Origin of the sequence: Raskinella chloraquaticus (SeqCode), assembly GCF_021731865.1 — a bacterium.
Taxonomy (GTDB): domain Bacteria; phylum Pseudomonadota; class Alphaproteobacteria; order Rhizobiales; family UBA4765; genus Raskinella; species Raskinella chloraquaticus.
This window is the reverse complement of sequence record NZ_JAKFWN010000035.1, coordinates 1-26,043: the sequence shown is the minus strand read 5'-3', so window position 1 is coordinate 26,043 and position 26,043 is coordinate 1. Positions and strand designations below refer to the sequence as shown.

At 61.5% G+C, this 26,043-nt stretch carries 25 protein-coding genes and 1 tRNA gene; 16 read left to right on the top strand and 10 right to left on the bottom strand.

Annotated features, from left to right (window positions below; all coding sequences use genetic code 11):
• The 4 genes from ACINK1_RS12165 to ACINK1_RS12150 are packed head-to-tail and all read right to left on the bottom strand — an operon-like array spanning position 1 to position 3,694.
• On the bottom strand, positions 1 to 894 hold the full coding sequence (locus tag ACINK1_RS12165; RefSeq protein WP_376801981.1) for an SDR family oxidoreductase: 894 nt from the start codon (positions 892 to 894) through the stop codon (positions 1 to 3).
• A complete protein-coding gene (queG, locus tag ACINK1_RS12160; protein ID WP_376802071.1) occupies positions 891 to 2,027 on the bottom strand; it encodes a tRNA epoxyqueuosine(34) reductase QueG in 1,137 nt (378 codons plus the stop codon). Before queG ends, ACINK1_RS12165 begins: the two co-directional genes overlap by 4 nt.
• Positions 2,024 to 2,710, bottom strand: coding sequence for a glutathione S-transferase family protein (locus ACINK1_RS12155; protein WP_376801980.1), 687 nt, complete (start codon positions 2,708 to 2,710; stop codon positions 2,024 to 2,026). The genes queG and ACINK1_RS12155 overlap by 4 nt, the downstream gene beginning before the upstream one ends.
• A gap of 15 nt (positions 2,711 to 2,725) precedes the next feature.
• A complete protein-coding gene (locus ACINK1_RS12150; RefSeq protein WP_376801979.1) occupies positions 2,726 to 3,694 on the bottom strand; it encodes a complex I NDUFA9 subunit family protein in 969 nt (322 codons plus the stop codon).
• A gap of 167 nt (positions 3,695 to 3,861) precedes the next feature.
• Here ACINK1_RS12150 and ACINK1_RS12145 point away from each other — a divergent pair.
• The 8 genes from ACINK1_RS12145 to ACINK1_RS12110 all read left to right on the top strand — a co-directional run bounded on the left by ACINK1_RS12145 (position 3,862) and on the right by ACINK1_RS12110 (position 10,127).
• Positions 3,862 to 3,946, top strand: a tRNA-Leu gene (locus tag ACINK1_RS12145).
• Positions 3,947 to 4,080: 134 nt separating this feature from the next.
• On the top strand, positions 4,081 to 4,695 hold the full coding sequence (locus tag ACINK1_RS12140; RefSeq protein ID WP_376801978.1) for a ribonuclease D: 615 nt from the start codon (positions 4,081 to 4,083) through the stop codon (positions 4,693 to 4,695).
• Positions 4,696 to 4,776: 81 nt separating this feature from the next.
• Complete coding sequence (gene lptC / locus ACINK1_RS12135; protein ID WP_376801977.1) at positions 4,777 to 5,397, top strand: LPS export ABC transporter periplasmic protein LptC; 621 nt, start codon at positions 4,777 to 4,779, stop codon at positions 5,395 to 5,397.
• Positions 5,394 to 6,077 (top strand): LptA/OstA family protein, encoded by a 684-nt coding sequence (locus ACINK1_RS12130; RefSeq protein ID WP_376801976.1) that lies wholly within the window; start codon positions 5,394 to 5,396, stop codon positions 6,075 to 6,077. The genes lptC and ACINK1_RS12130 overlap by 4 nt, the downstream gene beginning before the upstream one ends.
• A gap of 354 nt (positions 6,078 to 6,431) precedes the next feature.
• A complete protein-coding gene (gene lptB, locus ACINK1_RS12125; RefSeq protein WP_376802070.1) occupies positions 6,432 to 7,193 on the top strand; it encodes an LPS export ABC transporter ATP-binding protein in 762 nt (253 codons plus the stop codon).
• 34 nt (positions 7,194 to 7,227) lie between these two features.
• Positions 7,228 to 8,760: an RNA polymerase factor sigma-54 gene (gene rpoN, locus ACINK1_RS12120; protein ID WP_376801975.1), complete on the top strand. Its 1,533-nt coding sequence runs from the start codon at positions 7,228 to 7,230 to the stop codon at positions 8,758 to 8,760.
• A gap of 152 nt (positions 8,761 to 8,912) precedes the next feature.
• Positions 8,913 to 9,500 (top strand): ribosome hibernation-promoting factor, HPF/YfiA family, encoded by a 588-nt coding sequence (hpf, locus tag ACINK1_RS12115; protein WP_376801974.1) that lies wholly within the window; start codon positions 8,913 to 8,915, stop codon positions 9,498 to 9,500.
• Between the two features lie 162 nt (positions 9,501 to 9,662).
• Positions 9,663 to 10,127, top strand: coding sequence for a PTS sugar transporter subunit IIA (locus tag ACINK1_RS12110; RefSeq protein ID WP_376801973.1), 465 nt, complete (start codon positions 9,663 to 9,665; stop codon positions 10,125 to 10,127).
• Positions 10,128 to 10,130: 3 nt separating this feature from the next.
• Here ACINK1_RS12110 and ACINK1_RS12105 read toward each other — a convergent pair whose 3' ends face one another.
• Genes ACINK1_RS12105 through ACINK1_RS12095 form a run of 3 tightly spaced genes read right to left on the bottom strand, consistent with a single transcriptional unit; the run spans position 10,131 to position 12,565 of the window.
• Complete coding sequence (locus ACINK1_RS12105) at positions 10,131 to 10,610, bottom strand: OsmC family protein (protein ID WP_376801972.1); 480 nt, start codon at positions 10,608 to 10,610, stop codon at positions 10,131 to 10,133.
• Positions 10,607 to 11,119 carry an MmcB family DNA repair protein gene (locus ACINK1_RS12100; RefSeq protein ID WP_376801971.1) on the bottom strand — a complete coding sequence of 171 codons (513 nt, stop codon included), beginning with the start codon at positions 11,117 to 11,119 and terminating at the stop codon, positions 10,607 to 10,609. The genes ACINK1_RS12105 and ACINK1_RS12100 overlap by 4 nt, the downstream gene beginning before the upstream one ends.
• Before the next feature lie 15 nt (positions 11,120 to 11,134).
• Positions 11,135 to 12,565, bottom strand: a complete 1,431-nt coding sequence (locus tag ACINK1_RS12095) for a sodium:proton antiporter (protein WP_376801970.1) — start codon at positions 12,563 to 12,565, stop codon at positions 11,135 to 11,137.
• A gap of 180 nt (positions 12,566 to 12,745) precedes the next feature.
• On the opposite strand from ACINK1_RS12095, the gene ACINK1_RS12090 reads away from it, so the two are divergent.
• From ACINK1_RS12090 to ACINK1_RS12080, 3 genes are all read left to right on the top strand, one after another.
• Positions 12,746 to 14,458 carry an AMP-binding protein gene (locus ACINK1_RS12090; protein ID WP_376801969.1) on the top strand — a complete coding sequence of 571 codons (1,713 nt, stop codon included), beginning with the start codon at positions 12,746 to 12,748 and terminating at the stop codon, positions 14,456 to 14,458.
• A 63-nt stretch (positions 14,459 to 14,521) separates the two neighbouring features.
• On the top strand, positions 14,522 to 15,427 hold the full coding sequence (mutM, locus tag ACINK1_RS12085; protein WP_376801968.1) for a bifunctional DNA-formamidopyrimidine glycosylase/DNA-(apurinic or apyrimidinic site) lyase: 906 nt from the start codon (positions 14,522 to 14,524) through the stop codon (positions 15,425 to 15,427).
• A complete protein-coding gene (locus tag ACINK1_RS12080; RefSeq protein ID WP_376801967.1) occupies positions 15,424 to 16,197 on the top strand; it encodes an enoyl-CoA hydratase in 774 nt (257 codons plus the stop codon). Before mutM ends, ACINK1_RS12080 begins: the two co-directional genes overlap by 4 nt.
• On the opposite strand, the gene ACINK1_RS12075 is transcribed toward ACINK1_RS12080, so the two are convergent.
• Complete coding sequence (locus tag ACINK1_RS12075) at positions 16,184 to 16,324, bottom strand: hypothetical protein (RefSeq protein ID WP_376801966.1); 141 nt, start codon at positions 16,322 to 16,324, stop codon at positions 16,184 to 16,186. The two genes, ACINK1_RS12080 and ACINK1_RS12075, sit on opposite strands and share 14 nt — an antisense overlap.
• A 44-nt stretch (positions 16,325 to 16,368) precedes the next feature.
• Between ACINK1_RS12075 and rpsT the strand changes: the two genes are divergently transcribed.
• The 5 genes from rpsT to gyrB all read left to right on the top strand — a co-directional run bounded on the left by rpsT (position 16,369) and on the right by gyrB (position 24,018).
• Positions 16,369 to 16,629, top strand: a complete 261-nt coding sequence (rpsT, locus tag ACINK1_RS12070; protein ID WP_376801965.1) for a 30S ribosomal protein S20 — start codon at positions 16,369 to 16,371, stop codon at positions 16,627 to 16,629.
• A gap of 1,034 nt (positions 16,630 to 17,663) precedes the next feature.
• On the top strand, positions 17,664 to 19,067 hold the full coding sequence (gene dnaA / locus ACINK1_RS12065; protein WP_376802069.1) for a chromosomal replication initiator protein DnaA: 1,404 nt from the start codon (positions 17,664 to 17,666) through the stop codon (positions 19,065 to 19,067).
• Positions 19,068 to 19,195: 128 nt separating this feature from the next.
• Positions 19,196 to 20,314, top strand: coding sequence for a DNA polymerase III subunit beta (dnaN, locus tag ACINK1_RS12060; RefSeq protein ID WP_376801964.1), 1,119 nt, complete (start codon positions 19,196 to 19,198; stop codon positions 20,312 to 20,314).
• Positions 20,311 to 21,465 carry a DNA replication/repair protein RecF gene (gene recF / locus ACINK1_RS12055; protein WP_376801963.1) on the top strand — a complete coding sequence of 385 codons (1,155 nt, stop codon included), beginning with the start codon at positions 20,311 to 20,313 and terminating at the stop codon, positions 21,463 to 21,465. The genes dnaN and recF overlap by 4 nt, the downstream gene beginning before the upstream one ends.
• Positions 21,466 to 21,594: 129 nt before the next feature.
• Positions 21,595 to 24,018: a DNA topoisomerase (ATP-hydrolyzing) subunit B gene (gene gyrB, locus ACINK1_RS12050; RefSeq protein WP_376801962.1), complete on the top strand. Its 2,424-nt coding sequence runs from the start codon at positions 21,595 to 21,597 to the stop codon at positions 24,016 to 24,018.
• Between the two features lie 23 nt (positions 24,019 to 24,041).
• Here gyrB and ACINK1_RS12045 read toward each other — a convergent pair whose 3' ends face one another.
• Positions 24,042 to 25,109 carry a flavin monoamine oxidase family protein gene (locus tag ACINK1_RS12045; protein WP_376801961.1) on the bottom strand — a complete coding sequence of 356 codons (1,068 nt, stop codon included), beginning with the start codon at positions 25,107 to 25,109 and terminating at the stop codon, positions 24,042 to 24,044.
• A 16-nt stretch (positions 25,110 to 25,125) separates the two neighbouring features.
• Positions 25,126 to 26,043, bottom strand: a 918-nt coding sequence (locus ACINK1_RS12040; protein ID WP_395760140.1) for an MDR family oxidoreductase, incomplete at its 5' end; no start/stop codon positions are given.

The window sequence follows — 26,043 nt, the reverse complement described above, 5'->3', positions numbered from 1 at the left end:
TCAGGCGTCAGGCGGCGGGTTTTTCTCCCAGTCGCGCTGCGCCGCCAGCGCCGCCAGCCCTTCCCGGTAGGTCGGATAGAGCAGGCGATAGTCCAGTTGCGCCTTGGTCGCGCGATTGGAAACGCGCTTGTTCTCAGCATAAAAACTCCGACCCATCGGTGACAGGTCAGCCTCGTCAAGCGTGATTGCCGGCGGCGGGTCACGGCCCATGAGCCCGGCGGCATAGACGACAACATCCTGCGGGGCAGCCGGTTCATCATCAACACCGTTCAGAACCGGCCCGGCCTGCGGATGGGCCATGCCGGCGAGCACCATGCCGGCGATATCCTGGACATGGATGCGATTGAAGACCTGCCCGGGTTTGACGATGCGCCGCTGGCTGGCGTCTGCAAGCGCCACGAGTGTGTTGCGGCCGGGACCATAAATGCCGCCCAGACGGAAGATCTGGACCGGCGTTCCACGCTGTTGCGCCAGCTTTTGCCAGTCCGCTTCGGCGCCCAGACGCTGGCGCGCACGCGCGGAATTGGGCTGCGGCATTGTCGTTTCATCCACCCATCTCCCGTCATGATTGCCATAAACGCCCACTGTTGACAGATAGCCGATCCAGCCCAGGCGGGGTGCGGCCAGCACATCAGGGCGATGGCGCAGGAGCAGCGGATCGCCGCTCGCGCCCGGCGGGGCGCTGATGAGCAGGTGTGTCGTCGTGGCGAGGGCATCAGCGAGTTCCGCGCTTACGCTCTCGCCATCAAACAAGATCGGCCGGGCGCCCAGCGTTTCGACTTTATGGTAATTTTCCCGGCGTCGAATGGTAGCGCTCACCGGCATCTCGCCGACAAGCGAGCGGGTGATCGCCGCCGCGCTATAGCCCATGCCGATGATCAGGCAGGCGTTCATTCCCGTGCCTCACCCAGCGCCAGCTGCCATTCATGGCCGACATCGTCATCAACCTCGCCCTGTCGTTTTGCCGCCATCCTGCGCAGGCGTGCATGGTCCAGTTTCCCCAGAGCCCAGACGGCGGCACCACGCACCAGCGGCGAGGGATCGTCGAGGCAATCGGCGATCGGGTCGGCAAGTGTTCCATTCGCGGAATTGCCGGCGGCAATCAGGCAATTGCGCAGAAAACGGTCTCGTCCGGTACGTTTGACCGGTGTTCTGGCAAACAGGGTGCGAAAGGCCAAATCATCGAGGCGCAACAACTCCGCGAGGGGGCGAAGCGCAATATCACGCCGGGCGCTCAGGCGCTGGTCGCGGGCAGCGCCGGCAAAGCGGTTCCACGGGCAGACCGCGAGACAATCATCGCAGCCGAAAATACGATTGCCCATGGGCCCGCGAAACTCATGGGGAATGGGGCCCTTGTGCTCGATTGACAGATACGCAAGGCAGCGCCGGGCATCGAGTTTGTGAGGGGCGGGAAAGGCCTGCGTCGGGCAGATATCCAGACAGCGGCTGCACGTGCCGCATCGGGGTGCATGTGGCTCATCCGGGGTGATTTCAAGCGTGGTGTAGATAACACCAAGCAGCAGCCACGAGCCGGCGCGGCGCGACACGAGCACCGTATGCTTGCCCTGCCAGCCAAGACCGGCAGCGGCGGCGAGCGGCTTTTCCATCACGGGTGCCGTATCGACGAAGACCTTGGCCTCACCCTCGCCCGCCGCCGCAAGCAGGGCGCGCGCCAGAACCTTCAGCCGGGGCTTGATGACGTCATGATAATCCTGTCCCTGGGCGTAGGTGGCGATCAGGCCGCGGTGCCGTTCATCGAGGGCTGCGATCGGATCATGGTCGGGGGGGGCGGCCACGCCGACGACGATGATGGAACGCACCGCCGGCCACAGAAGAGGCGGCGCCCGGCGCTCCTCAGCGCGGCCCTCCATCCATGTCATGCCGGCTTGAAAGCCCTTGGCCAGGTATTCGTCGAGGCCCGGTCCGGCAGCAGCAATGGATTGCGGCGTGCAGACGCCTGCTGCATCAAAACCCTGCGCGCCAGCAAGCGTACCGAGGGCGGCACGCCAGTCAGGCGGCGCGCTCAGAAGTCGAGATCGGCGTAATGCGCCGCCGGCGGCAACCCCGGCAGTTCCTCGCTCAGCAGCGGACGGAAGCTCGGCCGCGACTTCATGCGCGCGTACCAGGTCTTGGCGGCGTTGTCCTCGTCCCACGGCACATCCCCGAAATAATCGACGGATGAAAGATGCGCCGCCGCCGCCAGATCCGCAATCGACAGCCATTCGCCCGCCAGAAAACTGCGCGTATTCATGAGGAAGCCGATATATTTGAGGTGATAGCGGATATTGGCGCGGGCGGCGCGTATCAGCCCCATGTCGGGCGCGCTCTTGCCGCCCTTGTAGGAGCGCTTGGTGAGCTTCTCGTGGACGATGAGGTGGCTCACCTCATCATGGAATTTGAGCGAGAACCATTCAACCAGCCGACGCACCTCGGCGCGGGCGACCGCATCAGCCGGCAACAGACGGCGCGAGCCAAGCTCGCTGCCGCGCGTCTCGTCGAGATATTCGGCAATCGGCGTTGCGCCGATGATGGCGCGCTCCTCGTCGACCATAACCGGCACATGCCCGGCCGGGTTGAGGCGCAGGAAATCAGGGCGGCGCTCTTCAACATTTTCATACACGGCATCGAAACGCACGCCACATTCGCCCAGACAAAGGCGAACAAAACGCGAGGCAGGGTCAAGCATCCCCTGATGGAGTATCACCGTCATTTGACCAGAATTCCGTCAGCGCGGCATGGCAGCGAACTGTCCGCCCTTGCGATAGCGCCACAAATAGGAAGGAAGAACCGCCGCCATCGCGGTCGGGGCGATACCAAGACCCTCGATCGTGCGGCCCTCGGCATGAGCGGCTTCACCTACAATGTTGTCTTTTTCGAGAAGCCGTACCTGGTCAACCGTCAAAAAAGGTTTGGGTAGCATCTGCAGGAAAAGCGCGATGAGCCGGGCAAGAGCGAAGGGCAGTGGAACGAGCAGGCGCTGGCGGCCGATTTCCTGCATCATCACTTCCAGCAAGGCACGGAAGCTGCAGATATCCGGCCCGCCCAATTCGTAGATGCAGCCTGGCCGCGCCTGCCCGTCAACGGCGCGCGCAATCACTTCGGCGACATCGCCGACAAAGACCGGCTGGAACCGGGTATGACCGCCGCCGATCAGCGGCAGGGCGGGAGCAAATTGTGCCAGCCCGGCGAAGAGATTGAAAAAGCGGTCCTCGGCGCCAAAAACAATCGATGGACGCAGGATCACCGCGCCCGGCACGGCAGACAGAATTGCCGCCTCGCCGGCTGCCTTGCTGGTGGCATAGTCGGAGGAGGAATCGTCATCAGCGCCGATGGCTGAAAGCTGGACAAGCGAGGAGATATCCTTTTGTGCGCAATAACGGGCAATGGTCGCCGCGCCCTCGCGCTGGACGGCTGCAAAGCTCTGGCGCCCTGTTTCCGCCAATATGCCGACCAGATTGACGGCGGCATCCGCCCCTTTGAGCGCAGCAGCCACCGATTCGGGATAACGAAGATTGGCCTGCACCGCATGAATCTGGCCAACCGTGCCCATGGTTTGCAGGTGACCGGCAAGGTCAGGCCGGCGGACGGCGACACGAATACGATAGCCACGCTTTGCCAGCGCGCGCACCGCATGGCGCCCTACAAAGCCCGATCCGCCGAAAACGGTCACCAGGCGCTCATTTCGTCCCGCCATCACGCTTCCCCGCTGTTGTCGCCGATGCAGCTGACAAATGATACCCTGCCGCATAGCTGACCGCGCTTGTGCCGTCCAGCACAAGCTTGTGCCAGGGTCAGGTCATCGTGGTGCCTGCCTATGTGCGTTGACAAGTCCGGCTCTTTACCCCTATTCGAGGCATCAGGGCCCAGGTGGCGGAATTGGTAGACGCACTGCTTTCAGGTAGCAGCGGGTAACACCGTGAAGGTTCGAGTCCTTTCCTGGGCACCACAAATCTCAAATCCTCGCAGTGCAGCAGCCGGCAAGCTGATGATCTCGAGGCGATCAGGACCACATTGATCGCTTGCGATGCGCGCCCGGAAAGTGTTGATAGGGCATGAAAACGGGGCGAGAGCGAAAATATCATGAAAATCGACGTGCATGAGGGTGATTTGCCTGCGGGATGGCAATCAGGTCCGGTGGTCGCCATCGACACCGAGACGCGCGGACTTGATCTGAGACGCGACCGGCTGTGTCTCGTGCAGCTGACAAACGGCAATGGCACGGTCGATCTGGTACGCATCGCCAAGGGGCAGATTTCGGCTCCGCATCTGAGCCGCATGCTCGCTGACCCGAACGTGGAAAAACTGTTCCATTTCGGGCGTTTTGATATCGCCGTGCTGCTCAATGCCTTCGGCGTGCTGACGACGCCCGTCTACTGCACCAAAATCGCCTCGCGCCTGGTGCGCACCTATACTGATCGCCACGGCCTCAAGGATCTGGTGCGCGAACTTCTTGCCCGTGATCTTTCCAAGGAACAGCAATCATCCGATTGGGGGGCGGCGAGTTTAAGCGAGGCGCAACAGCTCTATGCCGCCTCTGATGTATTTCACCTCCATGAGCTTCGCCAGAAACTTGACGCCATGCTGGAGCGCGAAGGGCGCAGCGAACTTGCCCGGGCCTGTTTTTCGTTCCTGCCGGCGCGCGCGGCGCTCGATCTGGCTGGCTGGGCGGAGAGCGATATTTTCGCCCATTCCTGATCCGTGCGGCTTGCCGTCAAAAAATCACCTTCTTGCGGCATAGGCAGATGATATGGATGGATTTCAGGAATTTTCCAGGACATGAGCGCGATCATTTCAGGCGAACGCTATGCCGCCGCCGCGCGCCACAGCCGGCTGGTGCGCCGCCTGCGCTGGCTGCTGCCGGCGCTTGTCGGCATCGCCATCATCGCCTTTATCGGCCTTGGTGCCGCCCGCTCATTCCTCGGATCGATTTCGTTTCTTCCCGTCCGTCTTGACGGATCGACACTCGAGATGGCGCACCCCCATCTGACGGGGTATGATGCCAACCGGCGCCGCTACTCGCTGTCTGCCGAGCGGGCGCGTCAAGATATCGCCGCACCGAGCAAAATTCAGCTCGATAGACTTGATGCACATATGGAACTTGCCGGAAACAACGAAGTCCGCATCCTTTCCGACAAAGGTTTTTTCGACGGCGAGGCCAATCGCTTCATTGCGCAGGGAAATGTGCGCGTCAACACGACGCTTGGCTATGAACTTTTTCTCAGGAGCATGACGGTCCTCACTAAAACCTCCTCCATGGAGTCCGAGGAGCCGGTGGAGGTGCGCAATGGCGACAATCGCATCTTTGCCGACCGCATGCAGGTCCATAGCGGTGGTGAGCGCATCGTCTTTGACGGGCGGGTGAAGACCATCTTCCATCTGCCGCCAGAGAGCCCATGACCGTGACCTTGATTACAGCCTTGCGCCTGCCCTGTTTGAGCGCGCTGATGGCAGCGGGATTTATGCTCGCTGTGGACGGCGGACCATTGCTTGCCCAACCCAGGCAAGCACCGGCGGCGCCAACATCCAACGCGGTCGGCGGCTCGGGTCCCATCACCATCGATGCTGACCGCCTGGAAGTTCTCGACAAGGACAAGCGAGCCGTTTTCAGCGGCAATGTGGTAGCTGCGCGCGGCGATATGACGGTGCGCTCCTCCACGATGACAGTTTTCTACGATGCCGATCTGACCAGCAACACCTCGACCAGCAGGCCCGCAGCGGCCAATTCAAACCAAAGCGTGCGGCGAATTGAAATGACCGGCAAAGTCCTGTTCGTCCAGCGTGACCAGCAGGCAACAGGCGACGCCGCCGTGTACGAACGCGCCAGCGAGACCCTCATCCTGAGCGGTAATGTTGTCCTGACCCAATGCCAGAACGTGGTCACGGGACCGCGCCTGGTCGTCAACCTGCGGACCAATCAGGCCCAGGTTGAGGGCGCTCCCGGCGCGCGGGTGCGCAGCATCCTCGTTCCTGGCGATTCGTCCTCGCCCCAAGGGAGTGCGGGGACGGGCTGCGCCCAGCCTGCGGCTCAGCCACCGCAAGGCGCGGCGCCACCGCCCGCTGCCAAGCGCAAAAACTGAGCCCCCGGCGGAATCACTCGCATAAATGACGTCATAATGGCGCTGAGCAGATTCTGGTAATCTTGTTGTGGCATGAAAATTGCGCTCGCCTGCCGGCACGTGGCATGCGATGGAGACATCGTTACGTCCGAGCGTTCAAACAGAACCGTTCAACGACCTCATGAAACCGGGTGTTCGACAGCAGTGAAGCAGATTTTCGCACGAGTGACGTCGAGCGTTGCCAAGGTCGACCTGTTCGGGCGCCTTGCGAAGGCCAGATTGCGTGCGCCGGCGATATTGAAGACAGATAGTGCAGTATCAACTTCCGCCAAGCTGTCGGCAAACCGGGCCGGGCCGGCAGCGCCGCGCCCGACCATCGCCGGCTCATCCAAGCCGCCAGCCGCCCGAGACGGGCAAAGCTGGCTGGTGGCGGAGGGAGTTGAGAAGAGCTTCAAAAACCGGAAAGTCGTCCAGGGTGCCAGCCTGGCGGTGGGGCGTGGCGAATCGGTGGGGCTGCTTGGCCCCAATGGCGCCGGCAAGACAACGATCTTCTATATGATCACCGGCCTTATCCCGGCTGATGCCGGCTTCATTCAGCTCGATGGCCACGATATCACCAAGCTGCCGATGTATCAGCGCGCGCGCCTTGGCATCGGCTATCTGCCGCAGGAAGCCTCGATTTTCCGCGGGTTGAGCGTCGAGGACAACATCATGGCCGTCCTCGAAGTGGTCGAGCCCAATGCCCGCAAACGCGAAAACGAGCTCAACTCGCTGCTTGAGGAATTCCGCATAAGTCATCTGCGCAAGAGCCCGTCGCTCGCCCTGTCCGGCGGGGAACGCCGGCGCACGGAAATCGCCCGGGCGCTGGCGACGCGCCCCTCCTTCATGCTGCTTGATGAGCCGTTTGCCGGGATCGATCCCATCGCTGTCGGTGATATTCAGCTTCTGGTGCGCCATCTCACCACGCGCGGCATCGGCGTGCTGATTACCGACCATAATGTGCGCGAGACACTGGGGCTGATCGACCGCGCCTATATCATTCATTCCGGGCGCGTGCTGATGCAGGGCACGCCCGACGAGGTCGTCGCGCACCCCGATGTCAGGCGCTTCTACCTCGGCGAACAATTCACCATGTAAGCGGCCATCGGCCCAGCAAGGACACGGGTTACACATGGCACTCGCAGCCAGGTTGGAAATGAGACAGGGCCAGGCCCTGATCATGACACCGCAGCTGATGCAGGCAATCAAGCTGCTGCAGATGTCGAATGTCGATGTCGTGGCCTATGTCGAGGCCGAGCTTGAGCGCAACCCGTTGCTGGAACGCGAAGAGGGCACAGGCGACAATGACGGGCCGCTGGAGAGCGCTGGTACGAATGAGGGCGCAGGCAGTGATGACGGCCCGCGTGAAGGTGACTGGAGCGAAATCGATCCGACACCCAGCAGCGAGGCAATTGCCGCCCGCCTCGATACGGATCAGGCCAATCTCTACCCGGAGGCGGAGCCTGCCACGAGGGAGCGCAGCGGCGAGACGCCGGACGGCCTTTCGGCAAGTGCATGGAGCGGGGTTGGCGGATCGGGCGGCGACAGCGATTATAATCTTGAATCATTCGTGGCGCGGGAGCGAACGCTGGGTGAACATCTGGCAGAACAGCTCGCCGTCGCCCTCAAGGATCCCGCCGACAAGTTGATTGGTCAGTACCTCATCGATCTCATCGACGAGGCAGGCTATCTGACTGCCTCGCTTGAGGACGTCGCCGATCGGCTCGGCGCAGCGATGGCGGATATCGAGCGGGTTCTCAGTCACATCCATCGTTTCGACCCGCCGGGCATCGGCGCCCGCCATTTGCGCGAATGCCTGGCAATCCAGCTGCGCGAGCGCGATCGCCTCGATCCCCTCATGCAGAAACTTGTCGACAATCTCGACCTGCTCGCACGCCATGATTATGCGGGATTGCGCAAAATATGCGGCGTTGATGACGAAGACCTCGCCGATATGGTGGGCGAGATCAAGCGGCTGACCCCCAAGCCAGGTCTTGCGTTCGGCCATACGATCATCGAGCCTGTCGTCCCTGATCTGACGGTGCGCAAGGGACCGGATGGCGGGTGGATTGTGGAACTCAACAGCGAAAGCCTGCCGCGCGTGCTGCTCAACCAGAGCTATTATGCGCATGTGACCCGCAGCAAGCTCGGCGACAAGGACAAGGTGTTTCTGCATGATTGTCTGCAGAATGCCAACTGGCTGGTCAAAAGCCTTGACCAGCGGGCGCGCACGATTCTGAAGGTCGGGATCGAACTGGTGCGCCAGCAGGACAGTTTTCTTGCCCATGGCGTCGCCCATCTGCGGCCGCTCAATCTGCGCACAGTCGCCGAAGCCATCGGCATGCACGAATCGACCGTTTCGCGCGTCACATCGAACAAATATCTGGGGACGCCGCGCGGCGTCTTTGAACTCAAATACTTCTTCACCTCGTCGATTGCGTCTTCGGAAGGCGGGGAGGCTCATTCGGCTGAAGCCGTTCGCCATCGCATCAAGCAATTGATCGACGCGGAGCCTGCCAATAGTGTTTTGTCCGATGATACGATTGTCGACGTGCTCAAGGAGGCCGGGATCGATATCGCCCGGCGAACGGTCGCAAAATACCGGGAATCGATGCGTATCCCCTCAAGCGTCCAGCGCCGCCGCTCCAAGCAGGCGCCGGCATAGGATTGCGCGCCCGTGACCGCCAGCGGGGCTGGCATAATTGACTTGGCCGCAAGCCACGCCTACCTCTTTTATCAGCGTAGAAGTCCAGCGGTTTTGACTGGCAGTGCCTGTGCCAGCGGACAAACGAACAGGGCCAGGGGTGGAGACAAGCGATGGCGTTTCGCGTTTCTGGAAAAAATATCGATATCGGCGACGTTCTGCGGACACGGATCACGGAGCGTGTCGCAGAAGTGCTGGAGAAGTATTTCGACGGTACGGCGAGCGGTCATGTGACTGTGAAGCGCGATGGCTCGTCCTATACGACGGAAGGGGTTCTGCACCTCTCATCGGGCATGACGATCCATGCCGAGGGCGCGGCAATGGACCCTTATCAAAGCGCCGATGCGGCGGCGATCGTGATCGAGAAACGCCTGCGCCGCTACAAGCATCGCCTCAAGGATCATCATGCCGGGCGAGGTAATGGCGCGGTTGAGGAGGCGATGGCGGCAAGCTATGTTCTAGCCGCACCGCCGGACGAGGAGGACGAGGCGGCCGAGGGCGCGTATCATCCGGTCATCATCGCTGAATCCGCGACGCAATTGCGCCGTCTGTCGGTTGGCGAAGCGGTGATGGATCTCGACCTGTCAGGGGCGCCGACGCTGGTCTTCCGCCATGCCGGGCATGGCCGGGTCAACATCGTCTATCGCCGGGCCGACGGGAACATCGGCTGGGTCGATCCTTCGACAGCCACTGGAAATTGAACGGACAACCTATCCAGATATGTTAGGTTAGAAAGATCGCTTACCCCTTCCCTAACGGCAAATAACTGCGGACGCTGAACCAGAATCATTATACGTCGCACCTCTCGATGTCGTCCTCGGTAGCGGGGCCATTCCCACCCCCCTCGTTTCAATAGGTAAACCATGCGAACGAGTGACCTGCTGAGCGAACACTCTGTTCTTTCCTCGCTCAGGGTAAGCGGCAAGGACCATGCCTTCGAGCAGATCGCCCGCGCCATCGGCTCGCTGCATGGGCTCGATGCGAAGCGCATCTTCCAGGCCCTTCGCGAGCGCGAGCAGCTCGGGTCAACCGGCGTCGGGGCCGGCATTGCCATTCCGCATGCGAAACTTCCTTCGCTTGAGCGGATCGTCGGCTTCTTTGCCCGGCTGGAAAAGCCCATCGACTTCGCCGCGCTCGACGAAGAGCCGGTTGATCTCATGTTCGTGCTGGTGGCACCGGAAGCAGCGGGAGCCGATCATCTGCGGGCGCTGGCGAATGTCGCCCGGTTGCTGCGCGACCCGGTGATGGCGGAAAAATTACGCGGGACGACCGAGCCAACAGCCCTTTACACGCTGCTTGTTGGCGCAGAGCGCTCGCACGCGGCCTGATGGTCAATCCGCGTGCCGGATGACCGGACTGACCGTCACCGTAAAATTCACCGAATTGGCCAGAAAGCACGCCGCATGCGCATCTCCATGCAAAGCGCGGGCCTTGTTGATGTCGCCGGCGGCGGCAATCACCACATCAGGGCGCAGTGTCAATGAGGTGATGCGCCCACCATGCGCGTCATCCTCGATCATCGTGCCTTCGGCCTTGTCGACATAGGAGGTGACGATCACCCCCTCGACGGCGCACAGATGCAGGTACCACAGCTTGTGGCAGGCGCTCAGCGAGGCAATGAACAGCTCCTCGGGGTTCCAGCGCGCGCAATCACCGCGAAAGCTCGGGTCGGAGGAGCCGGGAATATCGCTTTTTCCAGCCGCCGAAATGACATGGGCGCGCTCATAGGCGCGGTAACCGCTGGTGCCGCTGCCGGTATTGCCGGTCCAGGTGACCGTCACATGGTAGCGGTGTTGTTTGTGATCGCTCATCCCCTTTCAACCTCTCCTATTCCAGCAAAGCCACCATCCCAGAGATTATGAAGGCGCTGGGCGGCGATGGTGGCAAAACGCAGCATGACCGCCTTGCGACGAGCCGCTGAAAGGCGCGTCTCGCCTGCTTCGCGCAGAATGGCGGCGCCATGTTCGTCAGCAGCGATATAGCCGGGATCGGCGGGAAAGACAGCCATATCCAGCTCACGCGGCGCGGCAAAGAAGAAGCGATCGCAATGGGCCAGGTAATCCGGCCATTTCTGATCGGAACGCAAATCGGCGAGCGATGATTTGATTTCAACAATCCATATATCGCCAGCGCCGTTCAGCGCCACGATATCGGCGCGGCGCCCGTCGGACAGCGGTAATTCGCTCAGGATGGAGAAGCCCAGTGCCCGCAGCAACCGGCCGCTGCCGCGCAGGACACGGCGGGCCTGGGGCGACAGACGCCCGTCGCGCAGCAACGGATCGCTTGCCGCCGGTTCGTCGAACCCGGCCAGTCCTTCCATCAGCCGTGCTCCCGTTCAGCGGAAGAATATGATGGTGATAAGAATGAACAGGGGGATCAGAAAACACAACGCCCAGCCGCAATAACCGAAGAACGAGGGCATCTTGACGCCCATATCATCGGCAATCGACTTGACCATGAAATTGGGCGCATTGCCGATATAGCTGTTGGCACCCATGAAGACGGCTCCGCAGGAAATGGCCGCAAGCGTCAACGCCCCCTCGCCCATCAGGCGCTGGGCGTCGCCACCGGCAACGTTGAAAAACAGCAGGTAAGTCGGTGCGTTGTCGAGAAAGGATGACAGCCCGCCCGTCAACCAGAAATACATCGCATGATTGGGTGTGCCATCGCCATTTGTGACCAGAGCCACCAGGCCGGCGAGCGCTCCCGATTTGCCGGCCTGCAGGATGGCCAGAACCGGCACAATGGTGAGAAAAATGCCGATGAAAAGCTTCGCCACCTCGGCAATCGGCCCCCAGTTGAAGCCATTGCCCTCGCGCGCCAGCGCCGGCGTCAGTTTCAGCGAAACAAAGGCGATGAGCAGCAAGAGGACATCTCGGGTGAGGTCCTGAAGCTGCAATGTGTTGTGAAACACCTCGACGCTGACACCAGGCTTCCAGCCGGCGCAGGTGATGAGAACGGCGATGATGGCCGCCAGCAGCAGGAGATTGACCTGGCCAAAAAGCCGGATGCCCGGGTGGGTATCGGGGGGCGGATCGCGCATGACGGGCGCGGAGCGGTCGCTCGCCACAAAATAGCTGTCAAGCGCGAAAAACACCACGAGCAGGATGACAGCGGCCGTCAACATCTCGGAAAAGAGATGGGTGGTGGTCCAGAAGAAATCGACGCCCTTGAGGAAGCCCAGGAACAGCGGAGGATCGCCCAGCGGCGTCAGGGATCCGCCGATGTTCGATACCAGGAAGATGAAAAAGACGACGACGTGGACGTTGTGCTGGCGGGCGTCGTTGGCGCGGATGAGGGGGCGGATGAGAATCATGGAGGCACCGGTGGTGCCAACCAGGCTCGCCAGCACGGTTCCCAAAGCCAGGATCGCAGTATTCATCAGCGGAGAGCCATGAATGTTGCCCGAGATGAAAATGCCGCCCGCCACCGTGTAGAGGGCAAAAAGCAGAATGATGAACGGGATGTATTCGAGAAGCAGCGTGTGCAGAACCGCGTAGAGCGCGGGAGAAAACCCTGCCAGCGCGAGATAGGGTATGACAAAGCAACCCGCCCAGAAGAGCGCGACCTTGCCGAAATGATGATGCCAGAATCCCGGCGTGAGAAGCGGGCCAAGCGCAATCGACAGCAGGATACCGGCAAAGGGCAGCGCCCAGATCAACGACAATCTGCTCCCGTCGACAGCAAGTGCGGCGTCGGCGCCAAAGGCCGTCGCCGGAAACAGGCCGAGGGCAAGTGCGATCAGCGTCTTTGTCAGGCAGGGCATCGACATCTCCGGTTCACAGCGTGCGTTGGCAGCGCCCCGGCGGATGATGCACGGACGATTTGCACGAGGAAAGAGGCCTTATCGGTATTTCCGCTGCTGGCAAAAGATAAATTGCCTCTTCCCGCCGCTGCCATCTCGGCTTAGCCTTGTCGCACAAGAATGAAAAAGGGGAGGCACACGATGGCAGCGACCGGCAGACCGTGGCAGATGCATTATCCGCCAGGCGTGCGAGCAACGATTGATGCTCCGCCCTACCGGAACCTCGCAGATTTCGCCCGCGACCGCGCCCGGCATTTCGGCGACGCGACCGCCTTTACCTGCGTTTTGCCCAACGGCATGTCAGGTGCGCTCAGCTTTCGCGAAACTGATCGGCTGGCTGACTGCTTTGCCGTTTATCTGCGGGAGGTCGCTGGGCTCAAGGCAGGCGACAGGGTGGCGGTGCAAATGCCCAACAGCCTGACCTATCCGGTCGTGGCGCTGGGCATTTTCAAAGCCGGCTGCGTGCTGGTCAACGTGAACCCGCTCTATACGGCCGATGAAATGGCGCACACGCTCGCTGATTCGCAGCCGAAGGTGCTGGTGATCATCGATCTTTTCGCTGACAAGCTGACTCCGGCGCTGGCGAAAAGCCCGGTGCCGCACGTGGTGATTGCCGGAATTGCCGCGTTTTTTCCCCTGCTGCGCAAGACCATCGTCGGCATCGTGCAGAAATATGTGAAAAAGCAGGTTCCGCCGGTCGGCGTTCCAGCCATCACCATCGACAGCGCGATCGCCCAGGGTCGCGCCCGCCATGGCGGCGGTGACCAGCAAATTGCCGCCTATAGTGCGGACGTCAACGGGGATGATCTGGTCTGCCTGCAATACACGGGCGGCACGACGGGGGTGTCAAAAGCCGCCATGCTCTCCCACGGCAATCTGATCATGAACATGGCCCAGGTCAGCGAGATGATCAGCAGCGGGCTCAAAGAGGGCGAGGAAACAGTTCTGACCGCGCTGCCGCTCTATCATATCTTTGCCTTCACAGCGAATTTCCTGTGTTTTTACGCGCTTGGCGGCCATAATGTGCTGATCCCCAGCCCGCGCCCCCTGTCCAATCTGCGCAAGGCCTTCGAGCAGATCCCGATCACCTGGATGACGGGCGTCAACACATTGTTCAACGGCCTGCTGAACGAGGAATGGTTCAAATCCAATCCGCCACGAACACTCAAAGGCTCGTCGGCGGGCGGTATGGCGCTTCACAGCGCGGTTGCGGAGCGCTGGACGAAACTGCTGGGAACGCCGGTGATTGAAGGTTACGGCCTCAGCGAGGCCTCGCCCGTTCTCACCTTCAACCCGTTCGGGGGCATCAAGGCCGATTCAATCGGTATTCCTATTCCCTCAACCGATCTGCGCTGCGTTGACGAGAATGGCAAAGAGGTTGCCCACGGCATGCCCGGTGAAATCATCGCCAAAGGCCCGCAGGTGATGCTTGGCTACTGGCGGCGCCCTGACGAGACGGCCAATGTGCTTAAAGATGGCTGGCTCTATACCGGCGATATCGGCATCATGGATGATGATGGCTACACACGCATCGTCGACCGCAAGAAGGACATGATCATCGTCTCGGGCTTCAAGGTGTTCCCCAATGAGGTGGAAGACTGCCTGGCAAAGCTCGACAGCGTGCAGGAGGCCGCCGTCATCGGCGTGCCGGATGAGGGGACCGGAGAGGCGGTCAAGGCCTTTGTGGTCGCCAAATCCCCGCAGCTTACCAGCGAGGACGTCCGCGCGTTCTGCAAGCAGCACCTGACGGCCTACAAGGTGCCGAAGCTGGTGGAGTTCAGGGCCGAGCTGCCCAAATCCAATGTCGGCAAGATCCTGCGCAAGGAATTGCGCCAGCCAGCTGCCGGACGCTAGGCATGACCGCAGGGATGCGGTCGTCCGCGCCGTGCGCTTTCAGGCCCGAGGCCGAAGCGTGCGATGCCTGAGCTACCCGAGGTCGAGACGGTCATGCGCGGGCTCGCGAGCGCCCTCCAGGGGCAGAAGCTGGTGCGGGTCGAACAGCGTCGCGCCAATCTTCGCCGGCCCTTTCCGCCCGATTTCCGGCAGAGGCTGGAAGGGCGGCGCATCGAAGCGCTGTCACGCCGCGGCAAGTATATTCTCGCTGATCTCGATGACAGCCAGGTGCTGATCATTCATCTCGGCATGACGGGGCGATTCCAGGTCGAGAGCGGCGAGCAAACGAACGGCATGGCCGATTTCTATTATGACGGCCCACGCGACATCCGGCACGATCATGTCGTCTTCCATCTCTCCAGCGGGGTGGTGGTCACCTATAATGACGCTCGTCGCTTCGGCTTTATCGACGTGACGGGCAGGAGCGATCTTGACACTCACCCGGCGCTGGCGAAGCTTGGGGTTGAGCCGCTGGGCAATCGCCTTGATGCGCCGTTTCTGCTGGACGCCGCCGGGCGACGGGCAGCGCCGCTCAAAGCTCTCCTCATGGATCAGGGCGTGATCGCCGGGCTTGGCAATATCTACGCCAGCGAAGCCTTGTTCCGGGCCAGGCTCCATCCCGAACGGGCGGCCTCGAGCCTGAAGGCGCCGGAAGCCTTGCTCCTGGTGCGAGAGATCAAGGCCGTGCTGCACGAGGCGATCGCGGCCGGCGGGTCGACACTGCGCGATTTCACCCACGCCAACGGCGCGAGTGGCGATTTTCAGGAACGCTTTTTTGTTTATGATCGTGAAGGCCAACCTTGTGCCGTTTGCAGGACGCCGATCCTGCGGCTGGTTCAAGGCGGGCGCTCGACCTTCTTCTGTTCCCGCTGCCAGCCGCGCCGGCCGGCACGCCTGCGCTCTCACCTGATCCCGCGGAGTTCGCCATGACATATGAAACGCTGCTTGTTGCGACCCATGGGCGGGTCGGCCTCATCACCCTGAACCGGCCGAAAGCGCTCAATGCGCTGAGCCCGCAGCTCATTGGCGAGCTGGGGGCAGCGCTTGCCGCCTTCGAGGCTGATGAGGCTATCGGCGCCATGGTGATGACCGGATCGGACAAAGCCTTTGCGGCAGGGGCCGATATCAAGGCGATGGCGACAAAGAGTTTCCAGGAGGTGTTCCGCGAAGATCTCTTCGCCAATTGGGACGGGGTGGCGCGCGCCCGCAAGCCGGTGATTGCAGCGGTGGCGGGTTTTGCGCTGGGAGGCGGGTGCGAACTGGCGATGATGTGCGATTTCATCATCGCGGCCGACACGGCGCGCTTCGGCCAGCCGGAAATCAATATCGGCCTCATCCCGGGGGCAGGTGGCACGCAAAGGCTGGCGCGCTTCATCGGCAAGGCGAAAACCATGGATCTGTGCCTCACCGGGCGCTTGATGGACGCAACCGAGGCCGAGCGTTGCGGCCTTGTCTCGCGCGTCGTCCCGGCGAGCGAATTGATGACAACAGCCCTCGCCGCGGCTGAGACCATCGCCTCGAAATCGCTCATTTCGGCGATGCTGGCGAAAGAAGCCGTCAATCGCGCCTATGAAACACCCCTTGCCGAGGGCCTGCGTTTCGAACGCCGTGCCTGCCTGTCGCTTTTTGCAACCGACGACCAGAAGGAGGGAATGGCGGCCTTTATCGATAAAAGAGCGCCGAAATTTAAGCAAAACTGACAAGATTTGCCGTAGCAACGCAATGCAGATTGACGCCACGCGCGGCCAAGGCTATAGAGCCGCCCTTGCCATGCTGCAGCGCCGATCCGGCGATCGGCATGGTGTTTGACCACTCAGCATTTGACATGACAGCAGGCGGGCGCGGTGTCGTCCCGTTTCAGGAACGGACAGATGGCCAATACCAGCTCAGCCCAAAAAATGGTACGCAAGATTGCCAAGCGCACGGCAGTCAATCGTGATCGTCGCGGACGCATGCGTACCTTCGTGAAGAAGGTTGAAGAAGCGATCGCAGCAGGCAACAAGCCGGCGGCGGAAGCAGCTCTCCGGCTCGCAGAGCCTCAACTCCTGCGATCAGCGCAGAACGGGATCATTCACAAGAACACAGCCTCGCGCAAAGTGTCGCGCCTGACGCGGGCAGTTCGCGCGCTCTGAGATCTGCGCGAGCGATCGCACCCACATATCTGACCACGCTGTTTCGGCCGCTCCTGCCCTGTCATCTGACAGATGCTTGAGCGGCTGATTTTGTTTTCCCGGCAAAGGTTCATTGAATCAAAACAGAAAAAACGAAGGATCGAACGGATACCAGGGGAGATTCCACCGAATTTTTTTGTGACAATTTCCCGTCAAAAAAAAATTCGTTGATTCAACGTCTTACGACTAGGACGTTTGATGACACCGCAGATGCAGCAAGCGCACGCCATTCGGTAATGAGACTATTTCCAAATTTTGTCGGTTCAATTGTGCCGGTTGCCAAGCGGACAAATGTCCGAATCTGTTTGGCAAACAACGTTATTTTTCCCTGAAGGGCGAGAGCGGGGAAATCATGTGCGCGACGCACGCCAGCGCGGGACTCATTTTCCTACCAACTTCCTTGCGCGCTCCGGCTGGATATGTTTCTTTCAATTGGCTCGGGGGCGGGTTGAAACGGCAGTCTTTGTTTCAGCGTTTTTAGATGAAATCGGGGCGTAAGATGACAAATAGAATGCTCGTTGAATGCAGGTCATTTTTTTGTAACAATAATTTATTCAACCAGGAATTAAATGCTGGAAGAATACATTAATTTCTTTCGTTCCGCCTCTTAAATACATCCCGATGCAGAGATGTATTATTTATCTAGTCTAGATTACCATTTGGAAGAGAGTTACACTGAGATGAATAAGCAGGCGCTTCCCTGGTATGACCATGCCGCTCACCGCCAACCTGCCCGTCGATATCAGCTGGCATGTTCAGGTTCGACAAACACGGTCCAGTAGTCGCCACAGATCTGGCGATCGCACAGTCCACCGACTCATCGGGAAACAATTATGAAATCGGAACATGAAGTGCGCGCTCATCGTGCGCCGCAGAATGGTTTTGTCTCGCTTGCTGCCGCTGCTGCGCCCTTTGGCGGTGCGGCGCTGCATAATCCAGCGCCCTCTTGCGCGCGCTCAACGCCGGTGAAGCCCCTTCCGCCATCAGCGCCGGAGATGGCGCCTCACGATGTGTGGGAGCGCGTGCGGGTGCACTTGCGCAAGGCCATTGGTGACGACAAATTCATCAGCTGGTTCGGCGAAGCGAATTTCGAGGGCCTGGTCGACCAGTCCGTCGTGTTGTCGGTGTCGACCAAATTCCTGCGCTCGTGGATCCGCAACAACTACACCGATATTCTGCTGAGCCTTTTCTGCGCCGAGGGGCTCGATGCGCGAAAGCTCGACGTCGTGGAGCGTGGCTCTGTCGTCACCTCGCGCATCAGCGTCGCGGAGCCGGTTGTTCTCGGTGATGGCGCGCGGCGGGCTGACGAGTGCGCGATTGCCGCCCCTGCCCGCGCCGCTGCCGAGGGCAGCGACAGCCTGGGAGCCAACCCGGACAAGAAACTCACTTTTGGCAGTTTCATGGTCGGCCAATCGAATATCGTTGCCCACGCCGCCGCCTCGCGCATTGCCCAGTCGCTCGACCATGTTCAATTCAATCCGCTCTATATTTATGGCAGCGTTGGTCTGGGAAAAACGCATCTTCTGCACGCGCTCGCGCATGCCGCAAAAGAAAGCGGAAAGCGGGTGCTTTATCTTACCGCCGAGGGCTTCCGCTTCGGGTTTCTGAAGGCACTGACCAACCGTTCGGCGGCAGCGGCCTTCAAGGAGACGATGCGCGGGTTTGATCTGCTGCTGATCGATGATCTGCAGTTTCTGCAGGGAAAGCACACCGAGGCCGAATTCGGCCATACGCTCAACGCTTTGCTTGATGGCTCGCGGCAGGTAGTCGTCGCCTGCGACCGGCGGCCGGCGGACCTTGAGACCTTCGACGAGCGCCTGCGCTCGCGGCTGGGTGGCGGCCTGATGGTGCAGATCAGCCTGCCCGAGGAGAGCCTGCGCCGCAACATTCTGCTGGCCAAGGCTGACCTCGAACGCCAGCGCTATCCCGAGCTTCAGGTACCCGATGGCGTCATCAGCTTCATGGCCCGGTCGGTTGACAGCAATGGCCGCGACCTTGAAGGCGCGCTGCATCGCCTTGTCCATTACCATCAGCTCAGCCGCACGCCGATCACGGTTGATATGGCAGAAGACATCATGCGCGGCTTTGTCCGGGCGCGCGATCCCAAGCGCGTCAAGATCGAAGACATCATCCGCATGAGCGCCAAATTCTATGCCATTTCAAGAAATGACCTGCTGTCGAGCCGGCGCACGCGCAATGTGGTGCTGCCGCGCCAGATTGCCATGTATCTGGCAAAGACCATGACCCCGCGATCCCTGCCGGAAATTGGCGGGCGCTTCGGCAATCGTGATCACACGACGGTGCTGCATGCGGTGCGCAAGATCGAAAACATGCTGAAGGGCGATGTGCAACTCGCCAATGATCTCGATATGCTGCGCCAGATGATCCTGGAGGCGTGAAGCCCGGGCGCGCCTGATGCCGCGTGGCGCTGTGGGGTGGCTTGCGTTCACGCGACAATCGGGTCAAATACGGGGGCGGCGTTCCGGGTAATTTCCGTGATCGCCAACGTTATGATCGGATAGAATTCATGCGAGTCAGTCTCGAACGCGCAGCCTTGTTCAAAACCCTCTCCCACGTGCAGCGGGTCGTTGAACGGCGCAATACCATTCCCATTCTGTCCAACGTGCTGGTGCGCGCTGCCCAGGGACGCATCGAGTTCAAGGCGACGGATCTTGATATCGAACTGGTGGAATCCCTGCCAGCCGATGTGGCGAGCGCCGGGGCGACGACCGTTCCTGCCCATCTCTTCCACGATATCGTCCGCAAATTGCCCGATGGCGCGCAGGTCAGCCTTGACCTTGGCGCGGACCAGTCGGCGATGATCCTGCGGGCCTCACGCTCGCGCTTTCAACTGCAGGTGCTGCCGGAAAGCGATTTTCCCGACCTGTCGGCCAGTGATTTCTCGCATCGCTTCGCGCTGACCGCGAAGGATCTGAAAGCCCTGATCGACAAGACGGAATTTGCCATCTCGTCCGAAGAGACCCGCTACTATCTCAATGGTATCTATCTCCATCTGGTTGATATCCAGGGCGCCGCGATGTTGCGGGCGGTGGCAACCGATGGCCATCGCCTGGCGCAGATGCAGATGGCGGCACCGGCTGGCAGCGCCGGCATGCCGGGCGTCATCATCCCGCGCAAGACGGTCAATGAGGTCCTGCGCCTCATCGAGGATGCCAGCGCCGAGGTGGGGGTTGAGATTTCGCTCACCAAGATTCGCTTCATGATCGGTTCGGTTGTCTTGACCTCGAAGCTGATCGACGGGACGTTTCCTGACTATGCGCGGGTGATCCCGGTTGGCAATGACAAGAAACTGGTGATCGACCGCCGGCAATTTGCCGCTGCCGTTGACCGCGTCTCGACGATTGCCTCGGAACGTGGCCGGGCGGTCAAGCTGTCGCTGTCGAGCGGCAAGCTGATGCTTACCGTCACCAACCCTGATTCCGGCTCGGCCACCGAGGAGGTCGAGGTCGACTACAGCGCCGAACCGCTCGATATCGGCTTCAATGCCCGTTATCTGCTCGACATCGCGGAGCGCCTGCAGGACGAGAATGCGGTGTTCATGCTCGCTGATCCGGGTTCGCCGACGCTCATCCATGAGGCGACAGGAAGTGGTGCCCTCTACGTGCTGATGCCGATGCGGGTGTGACGGGACGAGCGCCACAAGGGCTGCGACGCCTCAGCCTTGTTGATTTCCGGTCCTATCCGCAGGTGAGCGTCGAGACGCAATCCCGCTGCTGTGCCCTCATTGGCGATAACGGAGCGGGGAAAACCAATCTTCTCGAAGCGATTTCGCTGTTCACACCGGGGCGCGGACTGCGCCGGATCGAGTTGGCGGCGATGGCGCGCCAGAACGGCGCCGGCGGCTTTGCGGTGGCGCTTGAACTGGCACGCGGCGAGGACGGGCTTGATGGCAGACAGCTTGGTGTCGGTTTGTTGCCAGCCGATGGCGAGGGGCGGCGGCAGCGGCAAAGCCGCATTGACGGCGCCGAGGCCGGCTCGGCGGCAGCCTTTGCCGATCATATCCGCATTGTCTGGCTCACGCCGGATATGGACGGGCTGTTTCGCGGGGCGGCCGGGGATCGGCGGCGGTTTCTTGACCGCCTCGTCCTGGGGGTGGATGCGGCCCATGCCGCCCGCACGAACGCGCTTGAGCGGGCGTTGCGCCAGCGCAACCGCATCCTTGAGGACCATGCGCAGGATCATGTGTGGCTCGAAGCGACAGAACGTGAAATCGCCGAATACGGCATCGCGGTCGCCAGCGCCCGCGCGCTGACCGTCGCCCGCCTGTCGGCCCTCATCACCGAGCGTCGAGATGAGGCCTCGCCCTTTCCAGCCGCCGGGCTGGCGCTTGCAGGGGATATCGACCGCCTTCTTGCCGAGCATGGTCCGCAAGATGGAGAAGTGCGCTACCGCCACCTGCTGCGCTCCACGCGAGCGCGCGACAGGGCGGCGGGGCGCACACTTCTGGGGCCCCAGGCGAGCGAATTGATGGTCCGCCATCTCGATCGCGACATTGCGGCAGCGCAGGGCTCAACGGGAGAACAGAAAGCCCTGCTGATCGCCCTCATCCTCGCCCAGGCGCGCCTCATTCGCCGCGTCAGCGGCATTGCTCCCCTCCTGCTGCTGGATGAGGTCGCCGCCCATCTCGACCCGCGCCGGCGCGCTGCCCTCTACCGCGAAATCGACGATATCGGCGGGCAGGTATGGATGACGGGAACCGAGGCCGGTCTGTTTGCCGATATGGCGGCGGGAAGCGAGCGTTTCCTGGTCGCCGGCGGGATGATCGAGCGCCTGTAAACCGCCAATGCCACCTGCCTTGGCAAGCCACTGAAATTATTACTGAAAGATTGGGCGATTTTGCATGAAATCACCGCATTTAGGGCCTATATTGCCCGTCACGAATCAGTCGCAAAAAGCCGAAAATTGATGACAGACCAAGCACACAACGATGCCTCAGCCGATTATGGCGCCGATTCCATCAAGGTTCTCAAAGGCCTGGATGCGGTGCGCAAGCGTCCGGGAATGTATATTGGCGATACGGATGACGGCTCGGGCCTGCATCACATGGTCTATGAGGTCGTCGATAACGCCATCGACGAAGCGCTCGCCGGCCATGCCAGCGAGGTCACGGTCGCGCTCAATTCCGACGGCTCCTGCACGGTGGCTGATAATGGCCGCGGCATCCCCACCGATATCCACACCGAGGAAGGCATCTCGGCTGCTGAAGTCATCATGACGCAGCTCCATGCCGGCGGAAAATTCGACCAGAACTCCTATAAAGTGTCGGGCGGGCTGCACGGGGTTGGTGTCTCGGTTGTCAACGCGCTCTCCTCAAGCCTGCAGCTGCGCGTGTGGCGCAATAATCAGGAACACGCCATGGCCTTCAGCCATGGGGTGGCGCTAGCGCCATTGGCGGTCATTGGCCCGGCCAATGGGCGGCGCGGCACCGAGGTCACCTTCCTGCCCTCGACCGAGACATTCACCATGGTCGAGTTCGACTATGCGACACTCGAGCATCGCCTGCGCGAGCTTGCCTTTCTCAATTCGGGCGTCGTCATCACGCTGACCGACAATCGCCATGCCGAAGCGAAATCAACGACGCTCGTCTATGAAGGCGGGGTTGAGGCGTTCGTCGCCTGGCTTGATCGCAACAAGACGCCGCTGCTGCCAAAGCCGATCACGCTCAAAGCCGAACGCGATGGCATCGTGGTCGAATGTGCGCTGTCGTGGAATGATGGCTATCATGAAAGCGTGCTATGCTTCACCAATAACATTCCGCAACGCGATGGCGGCACCCATCTGGCGGGCTTTCGTGGTGCGCTGACCCGGCAGGTGACGAGCTATGCGGAGGCCAGCGGCCTTGGCAAGAAGGAAAAGGTGACGCTCACCGGCGATGATTGCCGCGAGGGTCTCACCGCTGTTTTGTCGGTCAAGGTGCCTGATCCCAAATTCTCCTCGCAGACAAAGGACAAGCTCGTTTCGTCCGAAGTGCGCCCCGTCGTCGAAGGGGTGATGAATGAAGAGCTGAAAACATGGTTCGAGGAGCATCCGGGCGAAGCCCGCGGGCTGGTGGCCAAGGTGATCGAGGCGGCGGCCGCGCGTGAGGCAGCGCGCAAGGCGCGCGAGCTGACGCGGCGCAAGGGAGCGCTCGACATGGCTTCGCTCCCCGGCAAGCTTGCCGATTGCCAGGAGCGCGATCCGGCGAAATCCGAACTCTTTCTGGTCGAGGGCGATTCAGCCGGCGGCTCGGCCAAGCAGGGACGCTCGCGCGAATTCCAGGCGGTGCTGCCGCTGCGCGGCAAGATCCTCAATGTCGAGCGGGCGCGCTTTGACAAGATGCTGGGCTCGCAGGAGATCGGCACGCTCATCACCGCGCTTGGCACCGGTATCGGCCGTGATGATCTCAATCTCGACAAGCTGCGCTATCACAAGGTCATCATCATGACCGACGCCGATGTCGATGGTGCTCATATCCGCACCCTGCTGCTCACCTTTTTCTACCGCCAGATGCCTGAACTCATCGAGCGTGGTCATCTCTACATCGCCCAGCCGCCGCTCTACAAAGTGACGCGCGGCAAATCGGTTCAATATCTGAAGGATGAGCGGGCGCTTGAGGCCTATCTGGTGACGGCTGGCATCGAAGAGGCAAGCTTGACGCTGGCCTCAGGCGAAAAACGCACCGGCGCTGATCTCCTCAAGACGGTGAACGACGCGCGGACTGCCCGCTCGCTGCTGCTTGGCCTTCATCATCGCTATCATCGTGGCGCCGTCGAGCAGGCAGCCGTTGCCGGAGCGCTCAAGGCCGACATCCTGGGCGATCGCATCGCGGCTGACGCCAAGGCGAGCGAGCTTGCGGCGCGCCTTGACCGGCTTTCCGACAGCATGGAGCGGGGATGGGCGGGCGAGGCCTCCGCTCTGGGTTTCACCCTGACACGGACATTGCGCGGGGTGCGCGAGGCCATCAGCCTTGATGCGGCACTTCTGGGCTCGCTCGAAGCCCGCAAGCTGGACCAGCTGGCGCCCTCATTGCGCGAGGTTTATGAGAAACCAGCCATTTTGCGACGCAAGGAGGACGAGGCGGAGGTCTACGGGCCAACGCAGCTCTTCGACGCGGTGAGCGGGGTGGCGCGCAAATCAATCGCCCTGCAGCGCTACAAGGGCCTTGGCGAGATGAACGCCGAGCAGCTGTGGGAAACGACGCTCGACCGCAATGCGCGCCTTTTGCTGCAGGTCAAAATCCGCGAAACCGACGATGCCGACGATGTGTTCACCAAGCTGATGGGGGACGCGGTTGAACCACGGCGTGATTTCATCGTCGAGAACGCGCTCAACGCCAGCGTCGACGTCTAGATCCAGGGTCAGGACCCATTAATTCAGGCAATACGCGCCAGATCGAGCGTGTCGGCAGCTTCGAGCGCCCCTTCAAGGTAGCCGCCGAAATGCGGCGCCATTTCGCTTGAGGCAAAATGCAGCCGCCCCTGCCAGAGGTGGTCGAGCGCTGATGGGCGACCATAGGCGGGATGCTGCGTTGGCCCGGCATGGTCGGCCAATGTCGCCGTCAGCGGCTCATCGGCCCAATCCTGCATGATGAGCGCGCGCGGCTCGCCAAGCGCTGCGCCAAACAGGCGCACCAGCTGGCTGGCCGCCAGACGCAGCACCTCGTGGCGATGCGCCTGGCGGATGGCCGGTGGAACACCGACGAAGCCAAACAGCGCATAGGGGCCGCCTGATGCCGGCGAGGCATCGTGAATTTCCACCATCGGCCCGCGCTGGCTCATCGCATCACCCGAGAGCCCCGCGTCACGCCAATGCGGCGCGTCATAGATGGCGAGAATCTTCGCCTGCCCCGCCATCCAGGTCGGCACGTCGTTTGCTGCCTGACGGATGGCCGGCGCCAGAGGCGGGTCGAAGGAGATGTGATTGACGGCGAGACGCGGCGGCATCGCCAGCACGACCTGGTGGGCTTCGATCGTCAGGTGATCAGCGCCCTGCATGACCTTTGCCCTCACGGTTTTGCCGTGATCGTCAAGGCCGGCAAGGCGCGTCGATGTCAGTATCCGCTTTGCCGGCAATGTGCGCGCAAGCCCGGTGATCAGGCTGCTCATGCCGCCTGCGACCCGCAACGATCCCTGCATGGATGAAAAACCACGCCCGCGCTCGACCACGCCATCATGGTGTTCGTAGACAAGGTCGCCACGGCAATACTGCTCGAAGGCGGTCAGGCCTAGATCAGCAATCAGCGCTTCCATGCGCGGCTGGCCGGGCCAGAACCAGGCGGGACCCAGATCGAAGGCGGCACCGCCTTCTTCATGGACATGAATACGCCCGCCAAAACGCTCGCGCGCTTCGACAAGGAGGACGCGGCGATGCTCTCGGTGAAGCCGGTTGGCCAGCGCCATACCCGCCAGGCCGGCACCAATGATCAGGATGTCGGTCTGCATCGGACCTTGCAACCGATCAGTTCAGGCGCACCACGAACCGGCCACGGGTCTTGCCGGCGATGATGTCATGACCAGCCGCAATCGCCTGATCAAGCGGGATGGTGGTGGTCATGGCGGCAAGCTTGTCCATATCGAGATCACGCACCAGACGCTGCCATGCCGCTTCGCGGGCTGAAACCGGCGTCTGCACCGAATCGACACCGAGAAGCGCCACATTGCGCAGAATGAAGGGATGGACGCTTGAGGGCAGATCGCCACCAGCGGCAAGTCCGCAGGCGGCAACCGCCCCGCCATATTTGATCATCGACAGAAGATTGGCGAGCGTGGTTGACCCGACGCTGTCGATTGCCGAACCGAAACGCTCCTTGGCGAGCGCTCGCACCGGGCCCGCCAATTCCTTGCGGTCAATGATTTCGGAAGCCCCCAGCGCTTTGAGATAGGCGGCCTCTTCCGGGCGCCCGGTGGAGGCAATCACATGGAAGCCAAGCTTTGCCAGCAGGGCTACGGCGATCGAACCGACGCCACCGGCGGCACCCGTCACCAATGCCGGCCCATGGGCGGGCGTGATGGCGTGACGCTCCAGTGTCATGACGCACAGCATGGCGGTGAGGCCCGCCGTACCGATGGCCATCGCCTGTTCCTCGCTCAACCCCGCCGGCAGCCGCACCAGCCAGTCACCCCTGACGCGGGCACGCTCGGCATAGGCACCAAGATGGGTTTCGCCGACGCCAAAACCAGTGAGAACAACCTTGTCGCCGGCCTTCCATTTGGGGTTTGTCGAGTGCTCGACAGTGCCCGCGCTGTCAATGCCCGGGATCATCGGAAAACGGCGGACGACCGGCGCCTTGCCGGTGATCGCCAGACCATCCTTGTAATTGACGCTGGAGGCTGTCACCCGCACCGTGACGTCGCCCTCCATCAGATCCTTGTCATC

Excerpts from the sequence above, each read along its gene's own strand:
- ACINK1_RS12095 (WP_376801970.1), bottom strand. The coding sequence starts at position 12,565 with ATGCCCTGCCTGACAAAGACGCTGATCGCACTTGCCCTCGGCCTGTTT.
- rpoN (WP_376801975.1), top strand. The coding sequence starts at position 7,228 with ATGGCACTCGCAGCCAGGTTGGAAATGAGACAGGGCCAGGCCCTGATC.
- dnaN (WP_376801964.1), top strand. The coding sequence starts at position 19,196 with ATGCGAGTCAGTCTCGAACGCGCAGCCTTGTTCAAAACCCTCTCCCAC.
- ACINK1_RS12150 (WP_376801979.1), bottom strand. The coding sequence starts at position 3,694 with ATGGCGGGACGAAATGAGCGCCTGGTGACCGTTTTCGGCGGATCGGGC.
- ACINK1_RS12110 (WP_376801973.1), top strand. The coding sequence starts at position 9,663 with ATGCGAACGAGTGACCTGCTGAGCGAACACTCTGTTCTTTCCTCGCTC.
- ACINK1_RS12165 (WP_376801981.1), bottom strand. The coding sequence starts at position 894 with ATGAACGCCTGCCTGATCATCGGCATGGGCTATAGCGCGGCGGCGATC.
- ACINK1_RS12140 (WP_376801978.1), top strand. The coding sequence starts at position 4,081 with ATGAAAATCGACGTGCATGAGGGTGATTTGCCTGCGGGATGGCAATCA.
- rpsT (WP_376801965.1), top strand. The coding sequence starts at position 16,369 with ATGGCCAATACCAGCTCAGCCCAAAAAATGGTACGCAAGATTGCCAAG.
- ACINK1_RS12155 (WP_376801980.1), bottom strand. The coding sequence starts at position 2,710 with ATGACGGTGATACTCCATCAGGGGATGCTTGACCCTGCCTCGCGTTTT.
- mutM (WP_376801968.1), top strand. The coding sequence starts at position 14,522 with ATGCCTGAGCTACCCGAGGTCGAGACGGTCATGCGCGGGCTCGCGAGC.
- hpf (WP_376801974.1), top strand. The coding sequence starts at position 8,913 with ATGGCGTTTCGCGTTTCTGGAAAAAATATCGATATCGGCGACGTTCTG.
- ACINK1_RS12080 (WP_376801967.1), top strand. The coding sequence starts at position 15,424 with ATGACATATGAAACGCTGCTTGTTGCGACCCATGGGCGGGTCGGCCTC.
- ACINK1_RS12105 (WP_376801972.1), bottom strand. The coding sequence starts at position 10,610 with ATGAGCGATCACAAACAACACCGCTACCATGTGACGGTCACCTGGACC.
- ACINK1_RS12075 (WP_376801966.1), bottom strand. The coding sequence starts at position 16,324 with ATGTCAAATGCTGAGTGGTCAAACACCATGCCGATCGCCGGATCGGCG.
- gyrB (WP_376801962.1), top strand. The coding sequence starts at position 21,595 with ATGACAGACCAAGCACACAACGATGCCTCAGCCGATTATGGCGCCGAT.
- ACINK1_RS12045 (WP_376801961.1), bottom strand. The coding sequence starts at position 25,109 with ATGCAGACCGACATCCTGATCATTGGTGCCGGCCTGGCGGGTATGGCG.
- dnaA (WP_376802069.1), top strand. The coding sequence starts at position 17,664 with ATGGCGCCTCACGATGTGTGGGAGCGCGTGCGGGTGCACTTGCGCAAG.
- ACINK1_RS12130 (WP_376801976.1), top strand. The coding sequence starts at position 5,394 with ATGACCGTGACCTTGATTACAGCCTTGCGCCTGCCCTGTTTGAGCGCG.
- lptC (WP_376801977.1), top strand. The coding sequence starts at position 4,777 with ATGAGCGCGATCATTTCAGGCGAACGCTATGCCGCCGCCGCGCGCCAC.
- ACINK1_RS12100 (WP_376801971.1), bottom strand. The coding sequence starts at position 11,119 with ATGGAAGGACTGGCCGGGTTCGACGAACCGGCGGCAAGCGATCCGTTG.
- ACINK1_RS12090 (WP_376801969.1), top strand. The coding sequence starts at position 12,746 with ATGGCAGCGACCGGCAGACCGTGGCAGATGCATTATCCGCCAGGCGTG.